Source organism: Pseudomonas sp. FSL W5-0203, assembly GCF_001896155.1.
Lineage (GTDB): Bacteria > Pseudomonadota > Gammaproteobacteria > Pseudomonadales > Pseudomonadaceae > Aquipseudomonas > Aquipseudomonas paracarnis.
This window is the reverse complement of the sequence record NZ_MPOR01000001.1, coordinates 345,004-362,136: the sequence shown is the minus strand read 5'-3', so window position 1 is coordinate 362,136 and position 17,133 is coordinate 345,004. Positions and strand designations below refer to the sequence as shown.

The following is a 17,133-nucleotide window of genomic DNA, read 5'->3' as shown; positions in this document are numbered from 1 at the left end:
GCTTACCCCTTGGAACCTGTGCAATGCAGCAGTGGGGTAGGGCAAGAGCCCCAAGGCTCGTTGGCAGCAGGTGAAATCACCGCGCTGGGGCTGCCTGTGTCGCTATCAACAACAGGAGTAATCAGCACTACGAGTACGCTGTGCCCTGTGGTGCGGACACGGCTGCCGCCCAAACCGAAGAATCCAGGATCCCCTACGCCAGACTTGGTTGCGTTTTCGCTGTTCTCCTCAAAACCAGTCAGTACGAGGGTTTGACCGCTGCGCAATTTGACCTTGGGCGACAGGTTCTTGGTGTCGTAATCCGCTGTCTGGACACTGGAGCCGTTGCTCGTAAAAGTGGTGAAGGTCGGTTTGCTACTCATGCTCAGGGTGATCATCAGCAACATGTTGTCCTGGTCGATGATTCGAGGGAGCAACATCATGTTGAAGCCGCTGGTGATAGTCGCGGGGGTGAGCGAAGTAGACGATCCAACGGAAGCCGTAGTGGTTGTCGAGCTTGATGCGACATAGCTCTTTACGTTGCCGATCTGGATGGGTGCCGGCTGCAGATTTAGCGTGGTGACCGACGGCGAGCGAACGTTCGAGATTCGGCCCTGTTCGGAAAGTGCTTTGATGATTAAGTTGGAGCCAGCCCAAGGAGACTTCGACGTGTCCAAAATACTCAACGAGCCCGACACCGCGCCCGTGCTTATGCCGGTTGTGGCATTCTTCAGCGAAAAGCCCCATTTGTTGCTCAAGGACGTATAGACAGCCGTCCAGTCCAGGCCGGTCTGGTCTGTGTCGGTGAGAGTTACCTCGAAAACTTTGACGTTGAACAACACCTGACGGGTGATACTGCTGTTGATCGAATTCAGGTATTTAGCAACGTTTGAGAGTACTTCTGGTCGATCACTTACCGTCAGGGTGCCAGTGGAACGCGAGAGGAACATCCGACCTTGGGGCTGTTGGCTCAGCATCGCCTTGACGTTTTTTTCAATGTCTCCGATCAGCGAGGTCTTGATGGTAACGGTGGTGCTCTGGTTGCTGCCTGATTCACCCGATGCACCTGTCGACGAAGATCCGCCGCCACCACCACCGGAACTGCTCCCGCTGCCTGTAGCGGTCAGCAAGCCCGACTTCACTGTGCTTTCAATGACCTGGTCATCACCAAATGCCCAGACGTCGAACGTCTTGGTGTCGAAGTAAGTGACATGCACGCTTCGATCATCGGAGGAATAATTCCACGCTAAGCCCAACTGGGAGGTCGCTTGATTCAACAACCCTGACAGCTTGCCGCTGTACTTAATGGGGAATGTGTTGGGTGCAGTCAGCCCAATCGAATTCATTGAGCGGGCGTTGCTCGGAACATTGCCGATGACGCCGGCGGGCATGAAGTTGGTCAGGTTGTCGGCAGAGCCCAAACCAGGTGGAACTGCAGGTCCTGAGTTGCCCTGCGTCGAACTGGAAAGGACGCTTGGGTCGATTGCATCAGGGGCTACGATGACCGGAACACCACATTCGCTAGTGATGTACTGCGCGATCTCAGCGATCCCAACGTTATACGAAGGGCGGTAGGTGATGTCGCAATCCATGGTCAGCGGTAAACCACGCTTGGCGACCAGCGGTTTTTTGGATACCCATGGTTTATCGCTGAACACCACCGTAGCGCGCGCGGACTCTTGCTGCTGATTTCTCAGAAATCGGCTGTATTGGGAGGCTGTCGCAGCGTCATTTTCAGCTCGGCTGGCCGATTCATTCACACGCTGCAGCGAACAGGAACTCACCAGCGTGACCATAAGTGACAAGGCTGTGCCTTTGATCCAGAGACGAGCAGTCATCATTTGTTCCTCTCTGTAATAAAAATCAGCCGCTGTGAGGAGTTGCTGTCGACCACGTCGACCAGAAAGGACCGTGGAGCCGAGTCGTAGAGTGGGAAAATCGACCCAATGGCTTCTTGGAAACTGCCCTCAAATCGAAGTGGAGCGTCAATTGAGTAATCCAAATCATCGACTTGCCACATCAGTTTCCAGCCCGCTTTTTCAGCCCAGCCTTCGACGGTTTGACGAAGGGTTGAGCCAGTTGAAGCCGTCCATGTCTGGGCCAACGGCTTCGGCGCTGCAATGTCCGTCGCAACCGGCTTTGGCGCTGCAGAAACTGCGGACGGCGCGGTGACCAGTTTCGGAGTTGAAGCGGCCTTGGCATTTGGGTTGCTGGACGAGGTCGAGGCCGGACTCTGAGTCGGCAAGGCAGACGTTTCTTTTGTAGAGCCATCCTTGGTAATTACCGTAGGAGGGGCCACGGTTTTGGCTGGTGCAGCGTTCGCCACAGGGGTAGCGGCTGATGCCGTTGTTGTGAAAGGCGCTGTTTGGGGAACGGCGGCGACTACTACTTGGCTGCCCGCATCATTGTTATTGCTCTTCGCTGCGATAGGCTGTGCAGCTGACGATGTGTTGAGTTGAGCAATCTGAGTTGATGCAGGACGTGGAGAGTCCGGGAGCTGGTAGCCAGGGCGCAGGACGTAGCACACCTGACGGTTGACCTCGTCGACCTTCACCTGCCAGGCCGGACCTGCGAGCACCTGCAGGGTGTTACGCAGGGTCATAGGGCCAAGTTTATATTGGGCTGCTGGGAGTGGTCGGGTGTAAAGGATGTTGACGTGGCCAGAGTCTGCCGAGCAAAGCGTATAACCTGAACGGTCCACCACGTACTGCATGGCCTCACGCACATTTGGGTGCATGTTGGCTGGAATGCTGATGTCGATAATCTGAGCCATCAGGTCACGTTGGCCAGAATCTGGCAGCGTGCTGACGAGGGTGTAGCGGCCATAGCGCACTACTGGTTCTTTTTCAGGAACGGCGCCGCCAGGATAGAGGTCTGGCGTCAACATGTCCGGAGTGCGACTGCTGTCGAAAGCGGGCTTGGGTGTCTGCGCCGTTTGGGTCGTGCAACTGGCGATTAACGCTAGAAGCGAGAGCGTGGTGACGTGCCTGATCATGTGCCGAGAGGCCCCCTGTAATGATAGGGGAACGGTGACAGGCTGGTATCAGCTGCGCAGTAGGAAATAGAAAACTGCGTCTTTAGGTATTTACGTAACCGCTACCACGGCTCTCGTTGCTATTTCTCACACCAAGGAAAATGAGCGATGTGCTCTGGCGTGTTGAAGGTTTTTTTTAAGAAGTACCCTCATGCATAAACAAAATGCGAGAGCACCCATGAGATCCATACCGAACTGATCGAGCTGGAAAAAACCATGCTTCTCGATTTGGCCGACCTCCCACGCTAAAGATATTACGATGTAAGCGCTTGCAAGGATTGCCGTCCAATGAGTGATGTAAGCTGGGCGGGTTCTGGTCATTAACCATCTGCGGAATTTCCCAAATGCCAATACTCGGATAGGACTTTTTATAAACCGGGCTTTTGATGTGACGGACAATGCAAAAAGCAGTATCGCCAGAAAGACAGCAGTGGCCGCAAATCCTCCTGTGAAGTGTTCAATCAAGCTCGCATTGCCGAATCCGATGAGCTTGAATACTTTTCTTACGGGAAGATGAGTTTCATAACGACTTAAATAGGCGAGCACTCCCCATAGTAGAGCAGTGGCTAATAAGAAATACAGTTTTTTGGGGAACGCCGTTTTGCGCATAAAAACTCCAGGGGCATTGCTGATAGCCTCGCGAGAATTCTTTCATAAAAAAAATCGTATGAAAACCTTGCCTCATGACCTTAGTCTCGGATTTCCGCACCGTGCAGGAGCAAGAATGTAAAGTTACACGTAGTTCAATAGGTCAGATCTGGCGTTGGCTACAGGATCGGGTTCAATGAGGTCACTTGCCAACTGACGCTTATCCTGCAGCATTTGCCAAAGCATCTGGTCGATTGTGTTTTCCACCAGCGGAATTTTCACCACGACCATGCGCAATTGCCCATTCCGATAGGCCCTGTCCTCTGCCTGGTCCTGCAATCCTGGCGTCCAGGGCAGGCCCAGGAACATGACATAGTTGGCCGCAGTGAGGTTGTTGCCGGTGCCGGCTGCGGAGGTAGTGGCGGCAAAGATTCGCGTTTCTGGATCACTTTGGAATTGATCGATCGCTTTCTGCCGTTTACCTACAGAGTCACTGCCGACAACCGTGACGCACCCGTACTCAGCTTGCTTGCACCGAGTGCGAAGTGTTCCTACCGTATCCTTGAACTCACAGAACAAGATGACTTTGTCCTCCGCGTCCAGTTCGCACAGCAAATCCATGACAACCCGAACCTTCACCTGCTCGAGTAACTGGCGCAGTGATCCCAACCTGGCGAGGCTGGGTCGATCTTCAAGGCGAATCTGATCGTATTGCTTGCGCTCTTCAGCAGTGAGCTCGACGGGTAACGTTTGGCGCTGTTTGCCTTTGAGACCGGGCAAGACATCCTTGCGTCGACGAAGCATCCAATCGCCGATTGCGTCCCGCAGATTCATGCGGAAATCCTGACTGCCGGCGAACTGTTCGCAGAATTCTTTCAAGGGCAGTTTCCCAACGGGGTGGCCGGATAGCCGTAGCAGCGTGTGCAGCTCAGATTCTCGGTTGAGGACTGGCGTACCCGTCAGCAGGTAGCGGTTGGGTATCTTGGCGGCAATGTCGAAGCCGTGACGTGTCCACGCGGCGGTCGGCTCTTTCAGGCGGTGCGCCTCGTCGATGATCATCACGTCAAAGTGTCCTGCATGCAGAACAAAGTCGCCCAGGCGTTCGTAGTTGGTGATAATCCATTGCGAAGAGGGATCAAAGACCTGTTGGCCGATTGTGGCCTCGGGATACACCATCTGGATTTCGCGTTGCCAGTTGATGATCAACGTCGACAGCGTGATTACCAAGATGGGCCTATCAGCTGCTCGAATTGCAGCGGCAATGATTGCCTGGCGAGTTTTGCCCAGCCCCATGTCATCCGCAAGCAAGGCGCTTGTGCGCTGTAGCAAGTGACGGATGCCTGCCGGTTGATGGTCCAGCAAAGAATAACCAGCCAATGCCTGGTTAATCTGTTCGGTGGTGAACCCGGTGCGCTCGATTGAGGGCACCGCGGCTAGATACACATCGGTTGAGGTGCTGTCATCAGCCGCTTTTACAGCGCGCTCTTGTGGAGGTCCACCAAGACTGATGCGGGTGATTTCATCAGCTGGAACAACGGATCCGTCGGTCAGCAGCTCTTGCACGGTGTCGAGGATCTCGAACTGATCCTCCGACATTCCAAGCTCCAGGATCAGGTTGCTTCGCACCACTTCCGCACCAGCGTCGATGCGCCAGGACTTGGAATGCCCGAGAAACACGCCGTGCATGCGCCTTGAAACGGCGACCGCGCCAGGATGGTAGTCACCTGACAGCAGGATCCCGCCCTGAACGAGTGGAGCTATCCGAAAGGTCAGCCCCCACGTGAATGCCTGCCGATCTGGGTCGTTTTGTGCGGCTGTGATTTTATGTGAAAACGTCTCCCAACTTTCATTGAAACGGTCCTCGGACAACTCCATCAAACGGTGGAAGAGCACATCCAGGTCATCCAGCAACTTGCCTTTTGGTAATCGCCAATAGCGATGTTGAGGATGCTCGGCACGCCGAATATAGAAACCATTACGTTCGAGAAACAGCCGGTTCGCACCCTCAACGTATTGCATTAAGACCCCGAAGTCATAGCCGTCAAAAATGACTTTTTCGACCAGGTCCTGCCGGCGGTTCATCAGACGTGGACGACTCATGTCCTGCTCAATCGTTGGTTGATCCATTCCGCACAGGCCTGGGCATGCATTTTTTTCCGGTTTCGATTTGTATAGCGCGACATGGATAGTGTTTGGTCAGGCCATTCCAGGTTAATGGCGAGCTCACCCGATTTGATCTTTGCCCAAAACCATTGATAGGCCCGGTCAACCCTGGAGCCCGACTTAGGTGTGCGATTGCGGAGCCCTCTCAGTTGTATCGTCACCAGGTGTTTGGGAGTCAATTTTGCTAACGTTTCGCCCCAGGCACTTTCATCCATTTGGATTTCTGCAGAGGCCAACGATTTCCCGTTTTCGCGAACCGAAAAAAGACGGCAGATGCCCCGATAAGCACTGTAGTCGTAACCATCAATGCAATGGCCCAGCGCTCGATGTTCCGCATCAAGATCGGCGGGGCACTTCAGTTCGATAATTTGCAGCCCATTTGGACTCACGAGGGGTGTGCTGGTTGAATAAAGCAGCGGCTTCCAGGGCGTTAAAGAGTCTGTTCTTGTTTGTGGATCTACTGCATCTAAAGCCTCACGGATGTCTATCAACGCGAGGTGAAAGCCATTCACCAAGCTGGCGATCTGGTGATAGGAAGCAGTAGCAATGAAGCTTTTGAGTTTCTGCAGTGCTTCACCAGAAGCTGGTCCGTCGCTCTCATCAACGTTGTTAAAGAGCTCGTTCAGGTCTCGAAAGTCGTCGGCGATTTTGGACCAATTGTCGTCCGACCAATCAGTTGGACACCCTGACAGCAGCCTGTTCCAGTCCTGCGTTTGATCCAGCAGTTGATACGGGATTTTATCCAGCAGCGCGAAGAGAGTGATCCAGTGCGCTTTTTTAAGAGGACGGCGATTGCCCAGTGAGGCTCCCAGCAGCAGTCGATGCCAGGGTCCTTGTGGCCCCTCGCGGCTGATACGGGTCAATGCACTGCCGGTATCGTATACCCGCTGTTGACCCAGGTAGCGCACTGCAGTGCGCGGCGCCTGTAGCAGCCAAGCCAGTGTGTCGGAAAGGGGGAGGCCCGCGTCGGCTATGCGACCTAGCAGGCACTCTTCAGCGGAAATCAAATAACGGTCCTCACTCCAGTATGGGCGCCACGCCTGAAGTTCATCCCATGGGCAGTTCATGTATACCTGCTGCTGCCCATCCCACGGCCACGGCCATTGATCTGCTAGTACCAGAAGTGGAATCAGTACTGGCTGGGCTTTTAGGGCCTGAAGGCGGCGTTTTCGGTCACCTTGAGCCAGCCAGTTATAGAGCTTGGGTGAGGGACATTGCGCTGAACGAATGGCGAATAAAAGCTCTTGGTCCAGACACTGGCAAAACTGCTTCAGCGTGCTGCCAATCTGCTTCAGGTAAAATCGGGTGCGGGGATTGAAGTACCGATTGTTGCTCGCCGTCCAATCGAAGCCGCGGCGATTAAAGCTTCCTAGATCTTCAATCGAAAGGGCTTTCGCCCTCTCTCCAGCCGACTTGCAGAAGGAGGTCAGTAGGACGTCTGCATACCAGCGTTTTTCAAACCTGAGCAGTAGCTGCTGGGCCACCATTGCGGTGGGTTTTCTCTTATGCACGCGGTCCTTGCTGAAGATTTTGCAGGCCTTAACCTGATGACCATCGAAGTACTGGAGGTGATCGCCGATTCTGGCCAGGACCGGCCGTGTTTGATCATCTGTAGAGGGCAGGGCTACGCACCAGCAACGAGTATGGACAGTGGAACTCAGATAGGTATCGATGAAGGAGGTCAGCTGGGAGGGCGGTACGTTAAATTGTAAAGCCCAGGTCTGGGCGACTTCAATTTGCCGGTCTGAGAACTTCTCCAGCTTCGGCGCTAAGATGCGCAGCCCCACCACCGATTGTCTCTTCTGTACGCTCACCCATGACCTCCTCTGCAATTTCGCAGAGGACTGTCAGGTATAGGAATGGTGGGCTTCTAGGGTTAATGCGTAACGGCGTTGTCGGTGATTTATATCGGCAATGGCAGAAGTCACACCCCTCTGGGTTTATTGAGATCTGGTTTGCCATTCAAGTTTGGAAAACTCACCTTGCATCCATTCGATTTGAAGCCTGTGCAACCCCAAAAGTCATAGCCACCGTCCCCTTTTTTTTGTCGCCTTGCGAGGGGTTGATTGCACTTGGGACAGTTGAAAGCGCCACCTGCTGTGGCTGGGCGTGGAGCGGACGCCATCGGCACACTCGGCATTCCACGTTGCTGAGACAGTTCCTCTTCCAGGCGTCTATGCAGACGCGCAACGACAGCTCCATAGGTGTCTTGGCCCTGGGCGATTTTGTCCAAATCGCGCTCCAGCTCCCTCGTAAAATCGAGCTCCACGAAACTGTAGAACCCTTCCAGCTTCGCGATTGTTTCCTCCCCCAGCGGCGCCGGTACCAGCTTGCGGCTTTTTTCCTCAATCATTCCTTTGCTGGTGATGTTCTTCAAGATCGAGGCGAACGTACTGGGACGACCAATACCGCGGCGCTCCATTTCTTTGATTAGACTGGCCTTGGTGTAGCGGGATGGCGGCTGAGTTTTCTTCTTCAGCAGTTCTCCGTTGTGCACAGAGAGGATCTGTTTTGGTGTGAGTGCAGGAACTGGGTTGCTCGCTGCTGCATCTTCCTCATCGTCTGTGTCATCGCCCTTGAGCAGTTTCCGCCACCCAGGATGAAAAAGGGTTTCACCAGTTGCATTGAATCGCAGTGCCTTGCCATTTGGGCCAACCGCGAGCAGTTTTACAGCACGCACGTCGAATACCGCCGCTTCGATCTGGCTGGCCAGCGCCCGGACCCAAATCAACTTGTACAGGGCGAGCTCCTCGTCGTTTTCACCGGCTTTTGCATCAGCCCAATGCGTCGGCGTAATAGCGGGGTGGCCTTCCTGCGCGCCTTCGGCGGCCTTGAATGTACGTCGCACGTCGACGGTCTTCAACCCGATAGATCTAGCTACGGTTCTAATATCCTCCATGGTCTCGTCTGGTACGTTGGGATTATCCGTCCTGTGGTAGGTAATGACGCCTTGTTCATACAATCGCTGGGCGACTTGCATGGTCTTGTCCGGGTCCCATTTCAAGGCGTTGCTGGCTGCTTGTTGAAGTGTGGAAGAGATGAAGGGCGCGGGTGGGTGACGCTCGGCCTTGCGGTCTTCACAGGACTCGACGACGACATTACGTGTGCCGGCGACGAGTTGGGCCAGGTTGGCGTCTTGAACGTAAGGAAAGTCTTTGCTCGCGAAATCCGGTACCGGTTGCCAATCTGCATACCAGGTGGTGCCCTGATTCATATCCGCAAAGTTCAGACGCACACCGAAGTGGTTGACTACCTGAAAGTTGCGGATCTCGCGCTCGCGCAAAACCACCAGGTATACGGCAGGCGATTGCACGCGGCCTGCAGAGGTGGGCTTGCCCATCAGTCGGCGTAGTTCCTGAGTCACCAGGTAACCCACCAAGCGATCAAGTACACGCCGGCATTCTTGTGACGCGACTCTGTTCAAATCAATTTGGCGAGGATTGGCTAGAGCCTCTGCGACACGCTTGAGGGTGATTTCATTGAAGGTGATGCGTTTGTAGGATTTGACCGCCAGTACCTGCTGGATGTGCCAGCTGATGCTTTCACCTTCGCGATCCGGGTCGGTTGCGAGGTAGATTTCATCGGCCTGTTTAGCTGCGGCCTTGATGGTCCGCACGGCCTTAGCGCTCTTATCCAGGATCTCGTACACCGGTGTGTAATTTTTACGGACGCCTGTGGTGATCATGCTGTCGTCCTGCCCTCTGGCCGGCAAGTCACGTATGTGCCCACCACTGGCGACAACCAACCAGTCTTCGCCTGGGCGCAGCTTCTTCATCATTGGCTGAAGCTTTTTGAGCTTCCCAGGTGCCTCGATGATCAATAGCTTCACGGTGTGCCCCTTCTCAATTATGCAGAGAGGGACTGTCACGTCATGGCAGGTAGGGCTTCAATGGGAAATGGTCAATGCACAACGGGAGGCTTTTAGCGGCTAGAGGTTCAGCGTCAGCTGCTGTTCCTGGGCAAAGCCCTTTAGCCACGACGCGCGCATCGCAGGATGGTGGTAAGGGCAGTCATACACCCGTAGCCCTTTTCGGGCGGCGTCAGCACCGGCTGTTTGAACGGCAGTATGAGGGTTATTGAATTGCCGCCTATCTGCTGGTTTCAAAAAAGTTCGAGATTGCGCCACTGGCTATCGGTCCCCGAAGAACAGATCTATTAGACTGTAACATCACGAATAGAGCATTTTTTGCCTCAAATACAGAAGTTTTAAACTTCTGTGCTTGAGATAGTCGAATGGAAGTATGACTCAACCTGAAAGTTAACGAATGGCGCGATTTTTTGCCAACCAATTGGCGGGCTTTATGTCAATTCGTAGCCGGCTCGTCCGTCCAGTTCGCAGCTCTGATCCACGCGATGAAGTCCCGAGTAGATTGTCCGCTTTGAACACGTAGTTGTTCCAGCGTACCGTATAAGTGTTCAGTATCGTCATCCATTTCGTGAAAGTCGACGCGGTATTCAGTATCTAAGCGGTATTCATCGAGCAAGGTGTTTATAAATCGGCGGGCTTGCCAGGTATCAAGGTCGGTTTCTCCACGCCCCCCATCAGATACTCTCCCGTTCGCCACCCAACTGGAGCCCATGATGCTCGGTTTAGGTCCAGGGTGAGCCCGTAGTAGTCCGGAGCATTCACCTCGCTTTCATCAAAGTAAGCCCAGTAAACACGGCCTAAAGCTGGGTGCTCTGCGCTAATGACAACGTACCCTGTTGGGTCCCTCAAAACTTCATCCATCAGCACGTCCTAATTTATAGTGGTTCCCTAATGAGGTTGGGGGAAACGATGAGCTGTTTCCCCCAACACCGACAGCTACACGAATGGGCCGAAAAATTAAGCCCCCTGTTTTCAGAATTGCGGTGGATCGGTATCCGGATATTCATCCGGGCCTGGAGCTGGCTGCGGCCGCGATTCGGGTCTGTTGGACTGTTGCGAACTCTGGTTTTGCGAAGGCGCCAGATTCACCATGGTCACGCGGTGCGGCAGCATGCCGACCCGGCTGGCCTGAATTTTCAAAGCTTCGAATTCTCCTTCGTCGTTCTTCCAGCGGTCCATAACAGCGCGACCGGAAACCAGCACTCGCATACCTTTCTGAAACAGTTGGGAATAATGCTCGGCGTCCTTGTGCCACCACTCCACGTTCGCCCAAAAACCGCCACGATCTTCGTAGCCGCCTTTGCCATCCGGAATCGAATTGTCGAAGTAAACGTTGGCTCGCATAAGTCGACGTGGGTCTTTATTGCCGTTGGGGAATTCTTTGAATTCCGGTGCAGAACCGATATTGCCTTCCCAGCCTTGTACGGGCGTGCCCATGAGTATTCTCCGAGGTTATTGGTGTTGCGTTGGGTTGTTGAGCTGCTGCAGGCGAGCGGTATACACGGCCTCTGCCTGGCCCATTTTTTCTGCGCACTCGGCGGCCTGTTTGGTGATTGAGTGCAGCAAACTCATTTGCATGTTTAGGGTGATGCGCTGCAGCTCCATCACGTAAAGATCCTGCAGCATGGATTCCGGTGTTCTGGGTGAGCCCATCATTTCTGCCCAAACCCCTACGCCCATCCGCCGATCTGTCACCTGCTGCCATCTCAAAAACTGGGTGCCGGCTTGGGTGTTCTGCTCAGTCAACCGCACTGGAACAAGGGTGAATGGATATCGACGGGCCTGGCTCAGCACTTCCTGGGCAAGAGCTTTCAGGTCCGATTCTTGAGCTCGGCAAAGATCGGCAAATTGGGTCAGCTCCCCCTTACCTTTAAAAGGCTTTAAAAGGCCCTTTAGTGAGGCAGCCTGTTGCAGTCGCTGAAAGGCTTCCTGTTGCAGTGGCCGGAAGGCGGTCTGTTGCAGCGACCCATCATTGGAGGGAATCTGGCCCATGCTCTTTAACCCTCAACGGAGTCATCGAGATGATCATCCGTCTCGGTTTGCTGCTGACCGCGGATGATCGGTGGCGCGAAATTCGAACGGCGGGTGCCTTCCAGGATGTCCTGTGGCAGCTCACCGTACCGCTCGTACATTTTGCGGGCTGCTTCAGCCTTGGCATTGTTTGCAGCGAAGTCGTCGCGGGCAGCGCCTGAGTACTTATAGATCTGGGCCAGACCAAACAGTCTCCGCAGTACCGCTGCGCCTTCATCGATCCAGGTTTCCATATCGTGCCGCCCGACAAGACCAACGTGCTGGGCCAGCAGAATGCGTCTGACAATTTCGTCATAGTTCGTCAGCAGGTACACCGCCTGAAATCCCAGGGGGTTGGAGATATACAGCGGGAGGCTGACAGGCTGGATCGACAGGTTTTCGCTAATGCTGATGGCCGGAGGAAGGGAGGCCATGGCTGTGTCCAGTCGATCTTCGATGGTCTTTAGCGCTTCCTTGGAATCGTTGATCTTTTCTTCGAGGAGGATCATCCACCAGTCAGAGTAGGGATCATCCTGTTGGGCGCCACGAGACATCCGATTGACGACAGTGCAGAACCCTGACAGACCGATGATGCCGGCTTTGAGGTCATTTTTAGGGCGCCCCATCCATATACGAGCGGCATGGTGAGTGTGAAGGGTGAGCTTCACATCGCTGCGCAGTGAACCGATGTTGAGCCGGAAGTTATCAGCCATGGTGCAGTGTTTCCTTGGGAAGAGGATTGACGTACCCATGCTGCAATTTGGCTATAGGAGACGCAGCATTAAATGCGTAGCCCGATGGAAGGGGATTTGTTGATGCTTCTATATATAGGAAGAGATGTAACTCGCCTGTGAGCTGATAGCCACCACCGATGCCGGATTCTGCGAAGGTGGTGCGGGCCGCACCACTTGCGTGTCGACCACCACCGATGCCGGATTCTGTTGGAGTGTTGCGGGCCGCAACACTTGCGTGGTGACCTCCGCTGAATCCGGATCCTGTTGGAGTGTTGCGGGCCGCAACACTTGCGTGGTGGCCTCCACTGATGCCGGATACTGTTGAGGTGGTGCGGGCCGCACCACTTGCGTGTCGACCACCACCGATGCCGGATTCTGTTGAAGTGTTGCGGGCCGCAACACTTGCGTAGAGGCCTCCACAGATGCCGGATACTGTTGGGGTGTTGCGGGCCGCAACACTTGCGTGGTGGCTTCCACTGATGCCGGATTCTGCGAAGGTGGTGCGGGCCGTACCACTTGCGTGAGGGCCTCCGCTGATTCCGGATTCTGTTGGAGTGTTGCGGGCCGCAACACTTGCGTGGTGGCCGACACCGATATCGAATTCTGCCAGGGTGATGCGGGTCGCATCACATGCATAGCTGCCGCTACCGATATCGGATTCAACCGAAGTGATGCGGGCCGCATCACTTCCATAGGCTGGCTCTACACCAAACTTCATGGAGGTGTACCCCGATTGGGCTTCAGCAAATTCAACATCCCGCTGAGTGTGTGTTTCGCGGTTTGTATCGACTCAGGACTACGATGCAGAGCTAGCGTCTTTGTCGACTGCGCTGCATCCTCTGGCGGTGCTGAAGAGTCTTGACGTTCGGGAATTACTTTCGCCTTCTCGTCAGGGCTCCATTGGCTGTTGAAGTCGCCACGAACGGCCATTCCGACGAGCGTCATCAAGTAACCCAGCGGGTTACGGACCCCTCCCGAGTCACAGCGGTGGACCCATTGTTTGATGAGCGCCGGTTTCAACTCTGCAGGAACCTTTTGCAGCGCCAGGACCGCGTTCTGCTTCTGATCGACCGGTAGTCGATGCAGTGCACCGAGCAAATCGGCAGCGATGTCGTTTGGTGCGGGCGGTACATGTACAGAGCTTTTACAAACATCTTTGTGTGTATCTGTATACGTACTATATGAGTTCGGATGCCGAACTAAGCCCGAACTCAGTGATTTCCGGCTGAGTCCGGCATCCGAACTCTGCTCCAAAGCGATTCGCTCTTCGCCTTTTCCACTGAGTTCGGTATCCGAACTCAGTGGAGATAGAGCTATATTTTGCTGAGTTCGGATTCCGAACTCAGTCGCTTTAAGAACGACTGGCGCCTGTGCTTTGGTCCAGGCCTGGCTATTCATGCGGGATTCGATGATGTCCAGCCTGCTAGGTAAGCGTTGGCCAACATCAGGATCAGATGCAAATTCCTTCCAGGCAATTTCTGCCACTTCGCGAATCACCTTGGTCTGGTGCTGCATTGACTGCGCGAGTAGCTGCAAGTAGTCCTTGTCGAACTCTAGAGCTTCGGCCGGTGTGACCGGTTCGTCATGAAGCAGGTAGACGTTGCCTTGCACTTGTCCACTCAGATCATTGCGCACCCGTCGCCCCAGGCTAAGCCAACGGGTAAGCCTTAGGGTCACTAATGCTTTTGATACAGTTTCACGTGAGGCAGGCCTACCGGGTTGCATACCCAAATATGGCCGCAGTTGGTCATAGGTAGGGAACGCCGTAAGGCCGTCGTCATTGATCAGTAGGCGAAATACCTGCCAGGTGTTTCTTTCAAGCGGGGTTAAGCGATCATCCAAAAGCAATCGGCGAGGTACCGTTTCGTGTGGGTTCCCGCTGAAAATAATTCCGGAGTAGGGGGAAGACCCTTCAATCCCCGGAGGCGCCGACTCTTTTTTCTGAAGCAAATGAGCTTCAAGGTGACCCGAGGCCGAGTCTAAAAGCGTCGACAAGGGGAGCCGAGACAACCTCATAATACAGAGTCACCTTCCACCGATGTCGCTGCAGGCTGTGCAAGTCGTTGAGAAGACACAAGCTGTAGCCTTCTCGGAAGGCCAGGGTTTGCTGGAGGGTAAAGCCCTTCCTTTATCCAGGACTGAATGCGATGCCAGATGATGGCCAGGCTGAGGTTCTCGTGGGTTTCATCTGGGCTAGTATCCTGTGGAGCATTGAGTTCCTCGGCGACTAACATGGCGATGTCCAGCAACGCGAGACTGTCGCCAAGCTCTACCTGATGCTCTTGCATTAGGTGCGTCCATCGGTACCAAAGCTGAGCGTCCATCTCCTCACTGAATTCGCGCCAACGGCCACGACGTGCCGTCACGCCGATCATGAGGCGTTGAAGGGCCACATCCTGCGGAGACAGCCCGAAGAACTGTTGCAGCATTTGAGTGGTCGCGCCAAGTCGCAGCGCACGTTCAATCATGCGCACTTCTTCATCAGAACGCTGCGCGCCTGACAGTAGTTTTTTTACCATGTCCCCATCAATGGTGACGTTGCACCAAGACACGGGAGTGTTAAGCAGCAAGCTCAGTACTGAAGGTTGTTGGAGCTGAGCCAATATCTCTGGCTCCAGGCCCATTTCGATGCAGCGCCGAAGTTGGCCATTTCGCATGTGATGAAGCACCTGTGACAGGATTGCTTCATTTATTGGTGTCTTGGACATGACGACTCCCCCTTGTAGAGTCCGTGTGTTAACTGGCTGAATTCGGACCGTTGTTGGCGACTGACTGGATTTCCAGGTCAATCAAACGTCTTGCGAGACGAATAATGCGGAACAGCTTCACTAAAGCGCCGTCGCTGAGACGGCATTCACTTTCAGGGGGCTGATCTTTTGTGTGAGGCTGGCCCAGTAAGATCTGGCCCAGCCCGGCTGCGAACTCGAAGTCAGCCAAAGCGTCGATTTGAAGCTCGGGTTGCTGCTGAATCATTTTCAGTACGATGGCCATTGAGCTGCTCAAAGACTGGAGCAGCGTCAAGGTATGTTGGGCTGTGGCAGTAATTTCGACTTCCGCTTCGGGGTGTCGGTAGCTGAATCCGACGCCACCATCGATATCGATAAATTGACCTGGGGCTTTGACCGAGCTGGCTATTTCGCGAGCCAATTGAGCGATGTGCTGACGCAGGGTCGCGGTATTGTCTATTTCGCGTTCGATGTACCAAAGGTCGGAAATGGGATTGAGTCCGCCAGCTTGAACAGGGATGGCCACCAAGGCATTGGAGGCGAAGTCGGGCAAGACCTCACCGTCAAGCGCAGCGAGCTCCCGTTTCATCTTGTCGACTCTGGGAGAAGTCTTCACAGGGCTCGCAACGTGCCCATCGATACGTGCTTGGCGCTCTTGTGGGCTCATTTGCTCCTGCGGAGCAGGTGCCAGTTGCTGTTGCCCCCCTTGAGGTGAAGGACTCTCTTTGGAGGGCGTCGTCTTATGTGTGCTGCCCCCCGAAGTAGTAGGGGGTAGTTGTAGAGGGTTCTGATTAGCCTCAATGCCATTGTTTGAAACGTTAAGTTGAGTCCCCCCCTCAAATTGCGATGCAGGGTACTGTGGCAGCTCAAGAACCGGCGTAGACCGGCGCAACTGGTCCTGGTTCTGAGTGATTTCCAACAGTATCTGCTCGTAGCCGAGGTTCAGCGGTTTTTTTAGCTGATCTATCAGTTCGTCCTGAAATCGCTGGAATAGGAATTCTTCAGCGTCGCCTTCAAACTGGGACAGTACATCTTGGAAGAGCGTATCGAAATCAAGGTGCTGCTCCTGCTCTTGATAATTGCGATCCCAGCACTGAAGAGCTGTTTTGCGTAGCGCAAGCAGTTTCGAGATCCGATCTACGCCCAGCCCTGAGTAAAGTACTCCAGGTATTGCTGGGAGCAGGTAACGGATGCTGTCCTGCATACGACTCAAGTGAGATGCAGAGACCGGGTAGCCATCCGATGACAGCCGCCGGGAAAGCTCTCGCAATGAGATTGATTCCCCTGCCTCTGTTTCATACAAGGCTCTCGCTTTGTCGACCCCAATAGCCCGCTCAATGAACAGGAGCTGGCCTTGCAGGTCGTTTTCAGCCAAGTGGCCGGTGAGCGAGATGATTTCGCCCCGAACGGCGTCCCAGGGGCGAAATAGGCAGTGAAACTTGAAGTACTTCTCGTCGCCGGTCTCACGATACAACTCGTTTAAAATTGCCAGGCGAGTGTTGCCGCCGTTGCGGATCCGGTACTTATCTTCCCCAGGTTTACGGGTGACGGGAGGTGGCGTATCGAGTCCCCGATTCCGTATCGACTCTTTAATTTCATCGTACTTGGGGTTACGAGTCGTCCTTGGGTTCTCGTCATACGGCAGTGTTTCGTCGAGGGTCAATAGCATAGGGGTATCGACGATGGGGTCGCTCATTCGCGCTGCCACCGGCGACTTTGATTCAAACGCAGGCAGCAGCAGCTTATCTTTCATGGTCTGGGCCAAAGACGGTTTCATACTCTGGCTCCAGGTTGCTCGTAAGCTGGGCTTGCCGCCAAAAGCTGGTCAATGATTTTTAAAGCTCGATCCAGAGCGGCCTCAAGTTCGACGGTGGATTCCAAGCGATGAACGATTTCCGAGTTCATTGATCGGGTGTTTTCGCGCGCCTGCATTGCGATACGTTCGCGCATCCCATCGGGAAGGCGAACAACGAATTTTTCTTCGTGCAGACGTTTTGGTTTGTTGATCATGGTGGGCTCCGATGCCTAGGG

At 54.3% G+C, this 17,133-nt stretch carries 15 protein-coding genes; all 15 read right to left on the bottom strand.

From position 1 onward, the window contains the following. Positions 1-2 precede the first annotated feature (2 nt). Positions 3-1,817 carry a PilN family type IVB pilus formation outer membrane protein gene (pilN, locus tag BOP96_RS01760; protein WP_060765456.1) on the bottom strand — a complete coding sequence of 605 codons (1,815 nt, stop codon included), beginning with the start codon at positions 1,815-1,817 and terminating at the stop codon, positions 3-5. Beyond that, a complete protein-coding gene (pilL2, locus tag BOP96_RS01755) occupies positions 1,817-2,974 on the bottom strand; it encodes a PFGI-1 class ICE element type IV pilus protein PilL2 (RefSeq protein WP_060765455.1) in 1,158 nt (385 codons plus the stop codon). Before pilL2 ends, pilN begins: the two co-directional genes overlap by 1 nt. A 126-nt stretch (positions 2,975-3,100) precedes the next feature. After that, positions 3,101-3,622: a hypothetical protein gene (locus BOP96_RS01750; RefSeq protein ID WP_060765454.1), complete on the bottom strand. Its 522-nt coding sequence runs from the start codon at positions 3,620-3,622 to the stop codon at positions 3,101-3,103. A gap of 123 nt (positions 3,623-3,745) precedes the next feature. Next, positions 3,746-5,701 (bottom strand): DEAD/DEAH box helicase, encoded by a 1,956-nt coding sequence (locus tag BOP96_RS01745; RefSeq protein ID WP_060765453.1) that lies wholly within the window; start codon positions 5,699-5,701, stop codon positions 3,746-3,748. After that, positions 5,698-7,578, bottom strand: coding sequence for a hypothetical protein (locus BOP96_RS01740; protein ID WP_060765452.1), 1,881 nt, complete (start codon positions 7,576-7,578; stop codon positions 5,698-5,700). The genes BOP96_RS01745 and BOP96_RS01740 overlap by 4 nt, the downstream gene beginning before the upstream one ends. A 110-nt stretch (positions 7,579-7,688) precedes the next feature. Further along, on the bottom strand, positions 7,689-9,593 hold the full coding sequence (topA, locus tag BOP96_RS01735; RefSeq protein ID WP_060766955.1) for a type I DNA topoisomerase: 1,905 nt from the start codon (positions 9,591-9,593) through the stop codon (positions 7,689-7,691). Between the two features lie 99 nt (positions 9,594-9,692). After that, the gene (locus tag BOP96_RS01730) at positions 9,693-9,890 is read right to left on the bottom strand and encodes a CrpP family ICE-associated protein (protein WP_073451702.1); all 198 of its coding nucleotides are present in this window, start codon (positions 9,888-9,890) and stop codon (positions 9,693-9,695) included. A gap of 714 nt (positions 9,891-10,604) precedes the next feature. Then, complete coding sequence (locus tag BOP96_RS01720) at positions 10,605-11,069, bottom strand: single-stranded DNA-binding protein (RefSeq protein ID WP_032877865.1); 465 nt, start codon at positions 11,067-11,069, stop codon at positions 10,605-10,607. 15 nt (positions 11,070-11,084) lie between these two features. Then, entirely contained in the window at positions 11,085-11,624 is a 540-nt protein-coding gene (locus tag BOP96_RS01715) for a DUF3158 family protein (RefSeq protein ID WP_008437334.1), read from the bottom strand. A gap of 5 nt (positions 11,625-11,629) precedes the next feature. Then, a complete protein-coding gene (locus BOP96_RS01710) occupies positions 11,630-12,355 on the bottom strand; it encodes a PFL_4669 family integrating conjugative element protein (protein WP_060765247.1) in 726 nt (241 codons plus the stop codon). Continuing rightward, positions 12,348-13,094: a hypothetical protein gene (locus BOP96_RS29360; RefSeq protein ID WP_127880781.1), complete on the bottom strand. Its 747-nt coding sequence runs from the start codon at positions 13,092-13,094 to the stop codon at positions 12,348-12,350. The genes BOP96_RS01710 and BOP96_RS29360 overlap by 8 nt, the downstream gene beginning before the upstream one ends. Then, a complete protein-coding gene (locus BOP96_RS01705) occupies positions 13,091-14,392 on the bottom strand; it encodes an STY4528 family pathogenicity island replication protein (RefSeq protein WP_060763814.1) in 1,302 nt (433 codons plus the stop codon). The genes BOP96_RS29360 and BOP96_RS01705 overlap by 4 nt, the downstream gene beginning before the upstream one ends. After that, positions 14,389-15,084, bottom strand: a complete 696-nt coding sequence (locus BOP96_RS01700) for a DUF2857 domain-containing protein (RefSeq protein ID WP_008437329.1) — start codon at positions 15,082-15,084, stop codon at positions 14,389-14,391. The genes BOP96_RS01705 and BOP96_RS01700 overlap by 4 nt, the downstream gene beginning before the upstream one ends. A 28-nt stretch (positions 15,085-15,112) precedes the next feature. Continuing rightward, complete coding sequence (locus BOP96_RS01695; protein WP_073451700.1) at positions 15,113-16,879, bottom strand: ParB family protein; 1,767 nt, start codon at positions 16,877-16,879, stop codon at positions 15,113-15,115. Next, complete coding sequence (locus BOP96_RS01690) at positions 16,876-17,112, bottom strand: Arc family DNA-binding protein (RefSeq protein WP_060763812.1); 237 nt, start codon at positions 17,110-17,112, stop codon at positions 16,876-16,878. The genes BOP96_RS01695 and BOP96_RS01690 overlap by 4 nt, the downstream gene beginning before the upstream one ends. Positions 17,113-17,133 lie beyond the last annotated feature (21 nt).

Excerpts from the sequence above, each read along its gene's own strand:
- pilN (WP_060765456.1), bottom strand. The coding sequence starts at position 1,817 with ATGACTGCTCGTCTCTGGATCAAAGGCACAGCCTTGTCACTTATGGTC.
- pilL2 (WP_060765455.1), bottom strand. The coding sequence starts at position 2,974 with ATGATCAGGCACGTCACCACGCTCTCGCTTCTAGCGTTAATCGCCAGT.
- BOP96_RS01750 (WP_060765454.1), bottom strand. The coding sequence starts at position 3,622 with ATGCGCAAAACGGCGTTCCCCAAAAAACTGTATTTCTTATTAGCCACT.
- BOP96_RS01745 (WP_060765453.1), bottom strand. The coding sequence starts at position 5,701 with ATGAGTCGTCCACGTCTGATGAACCGCCGGCAGGACCTGGTCGAAAAA.
- BOP96_RS01720 (WP_032877865.1), bottom strand. The coding sequence starts at position 11,069 with ATGGGCACGCCCGTACAAGGCTGGGAAGGCAATATCGGTTCTGCACCG.
- BOP96_RS01715 (WP_008437334.1), bottom strand. The coding sequence starts at position 11,624 with ATGGGCCAGATTCCCTCCAATGATGGGTCGCTGCAACAGACCGCCTTC.
- BOP96_RS01710 (WP_060765247.1), bottom strand. The coding sequence starts at position 12,355 with ATGGCTGATAACTTCCGGCTCAACATCGGTTCACTGCGCAGCGATGTG.
- BOP96_RS29360 (WP_127880781.1), bottom strand. The coding sequence starts at position 13,094 with ATGAAGTTTGGTGTAGAGCCAGCCTATGGAAGTGATGCGGCCCGCATC.
- BOP96_RS01705 (WP_060763814.1), bottom strand. The coding sequence starts at position 14,392 with ATGAGGTTGTCTCGGCTCCCCTTGTCGACGCTTTTAGACTCGGCCTCG.
- BOP96_RS01700 (WP_008437329.1), bottom strand. The coding sequence starts at position 15,084 with ATGTCCAAGACACCAATAAATGAAGCAATCCTGTCACAGGTGCTTCAT.
- BOP96_RS01695 (WP_073451700.1), bottom strand. The coding sequence starts at position 16,879 with ATGAAACCGTCTTTGGCCCAGACCATGAAAGATAAGCTGCTGCTGCCT.
- BOP96_RS01690 (WP_060763812.1), bottom strand. The coding sequence starts at position 17,112 with ATGATCAACAAACCAAAACGTCTGCACGAAGAAAAATTCGTTGTTCGC.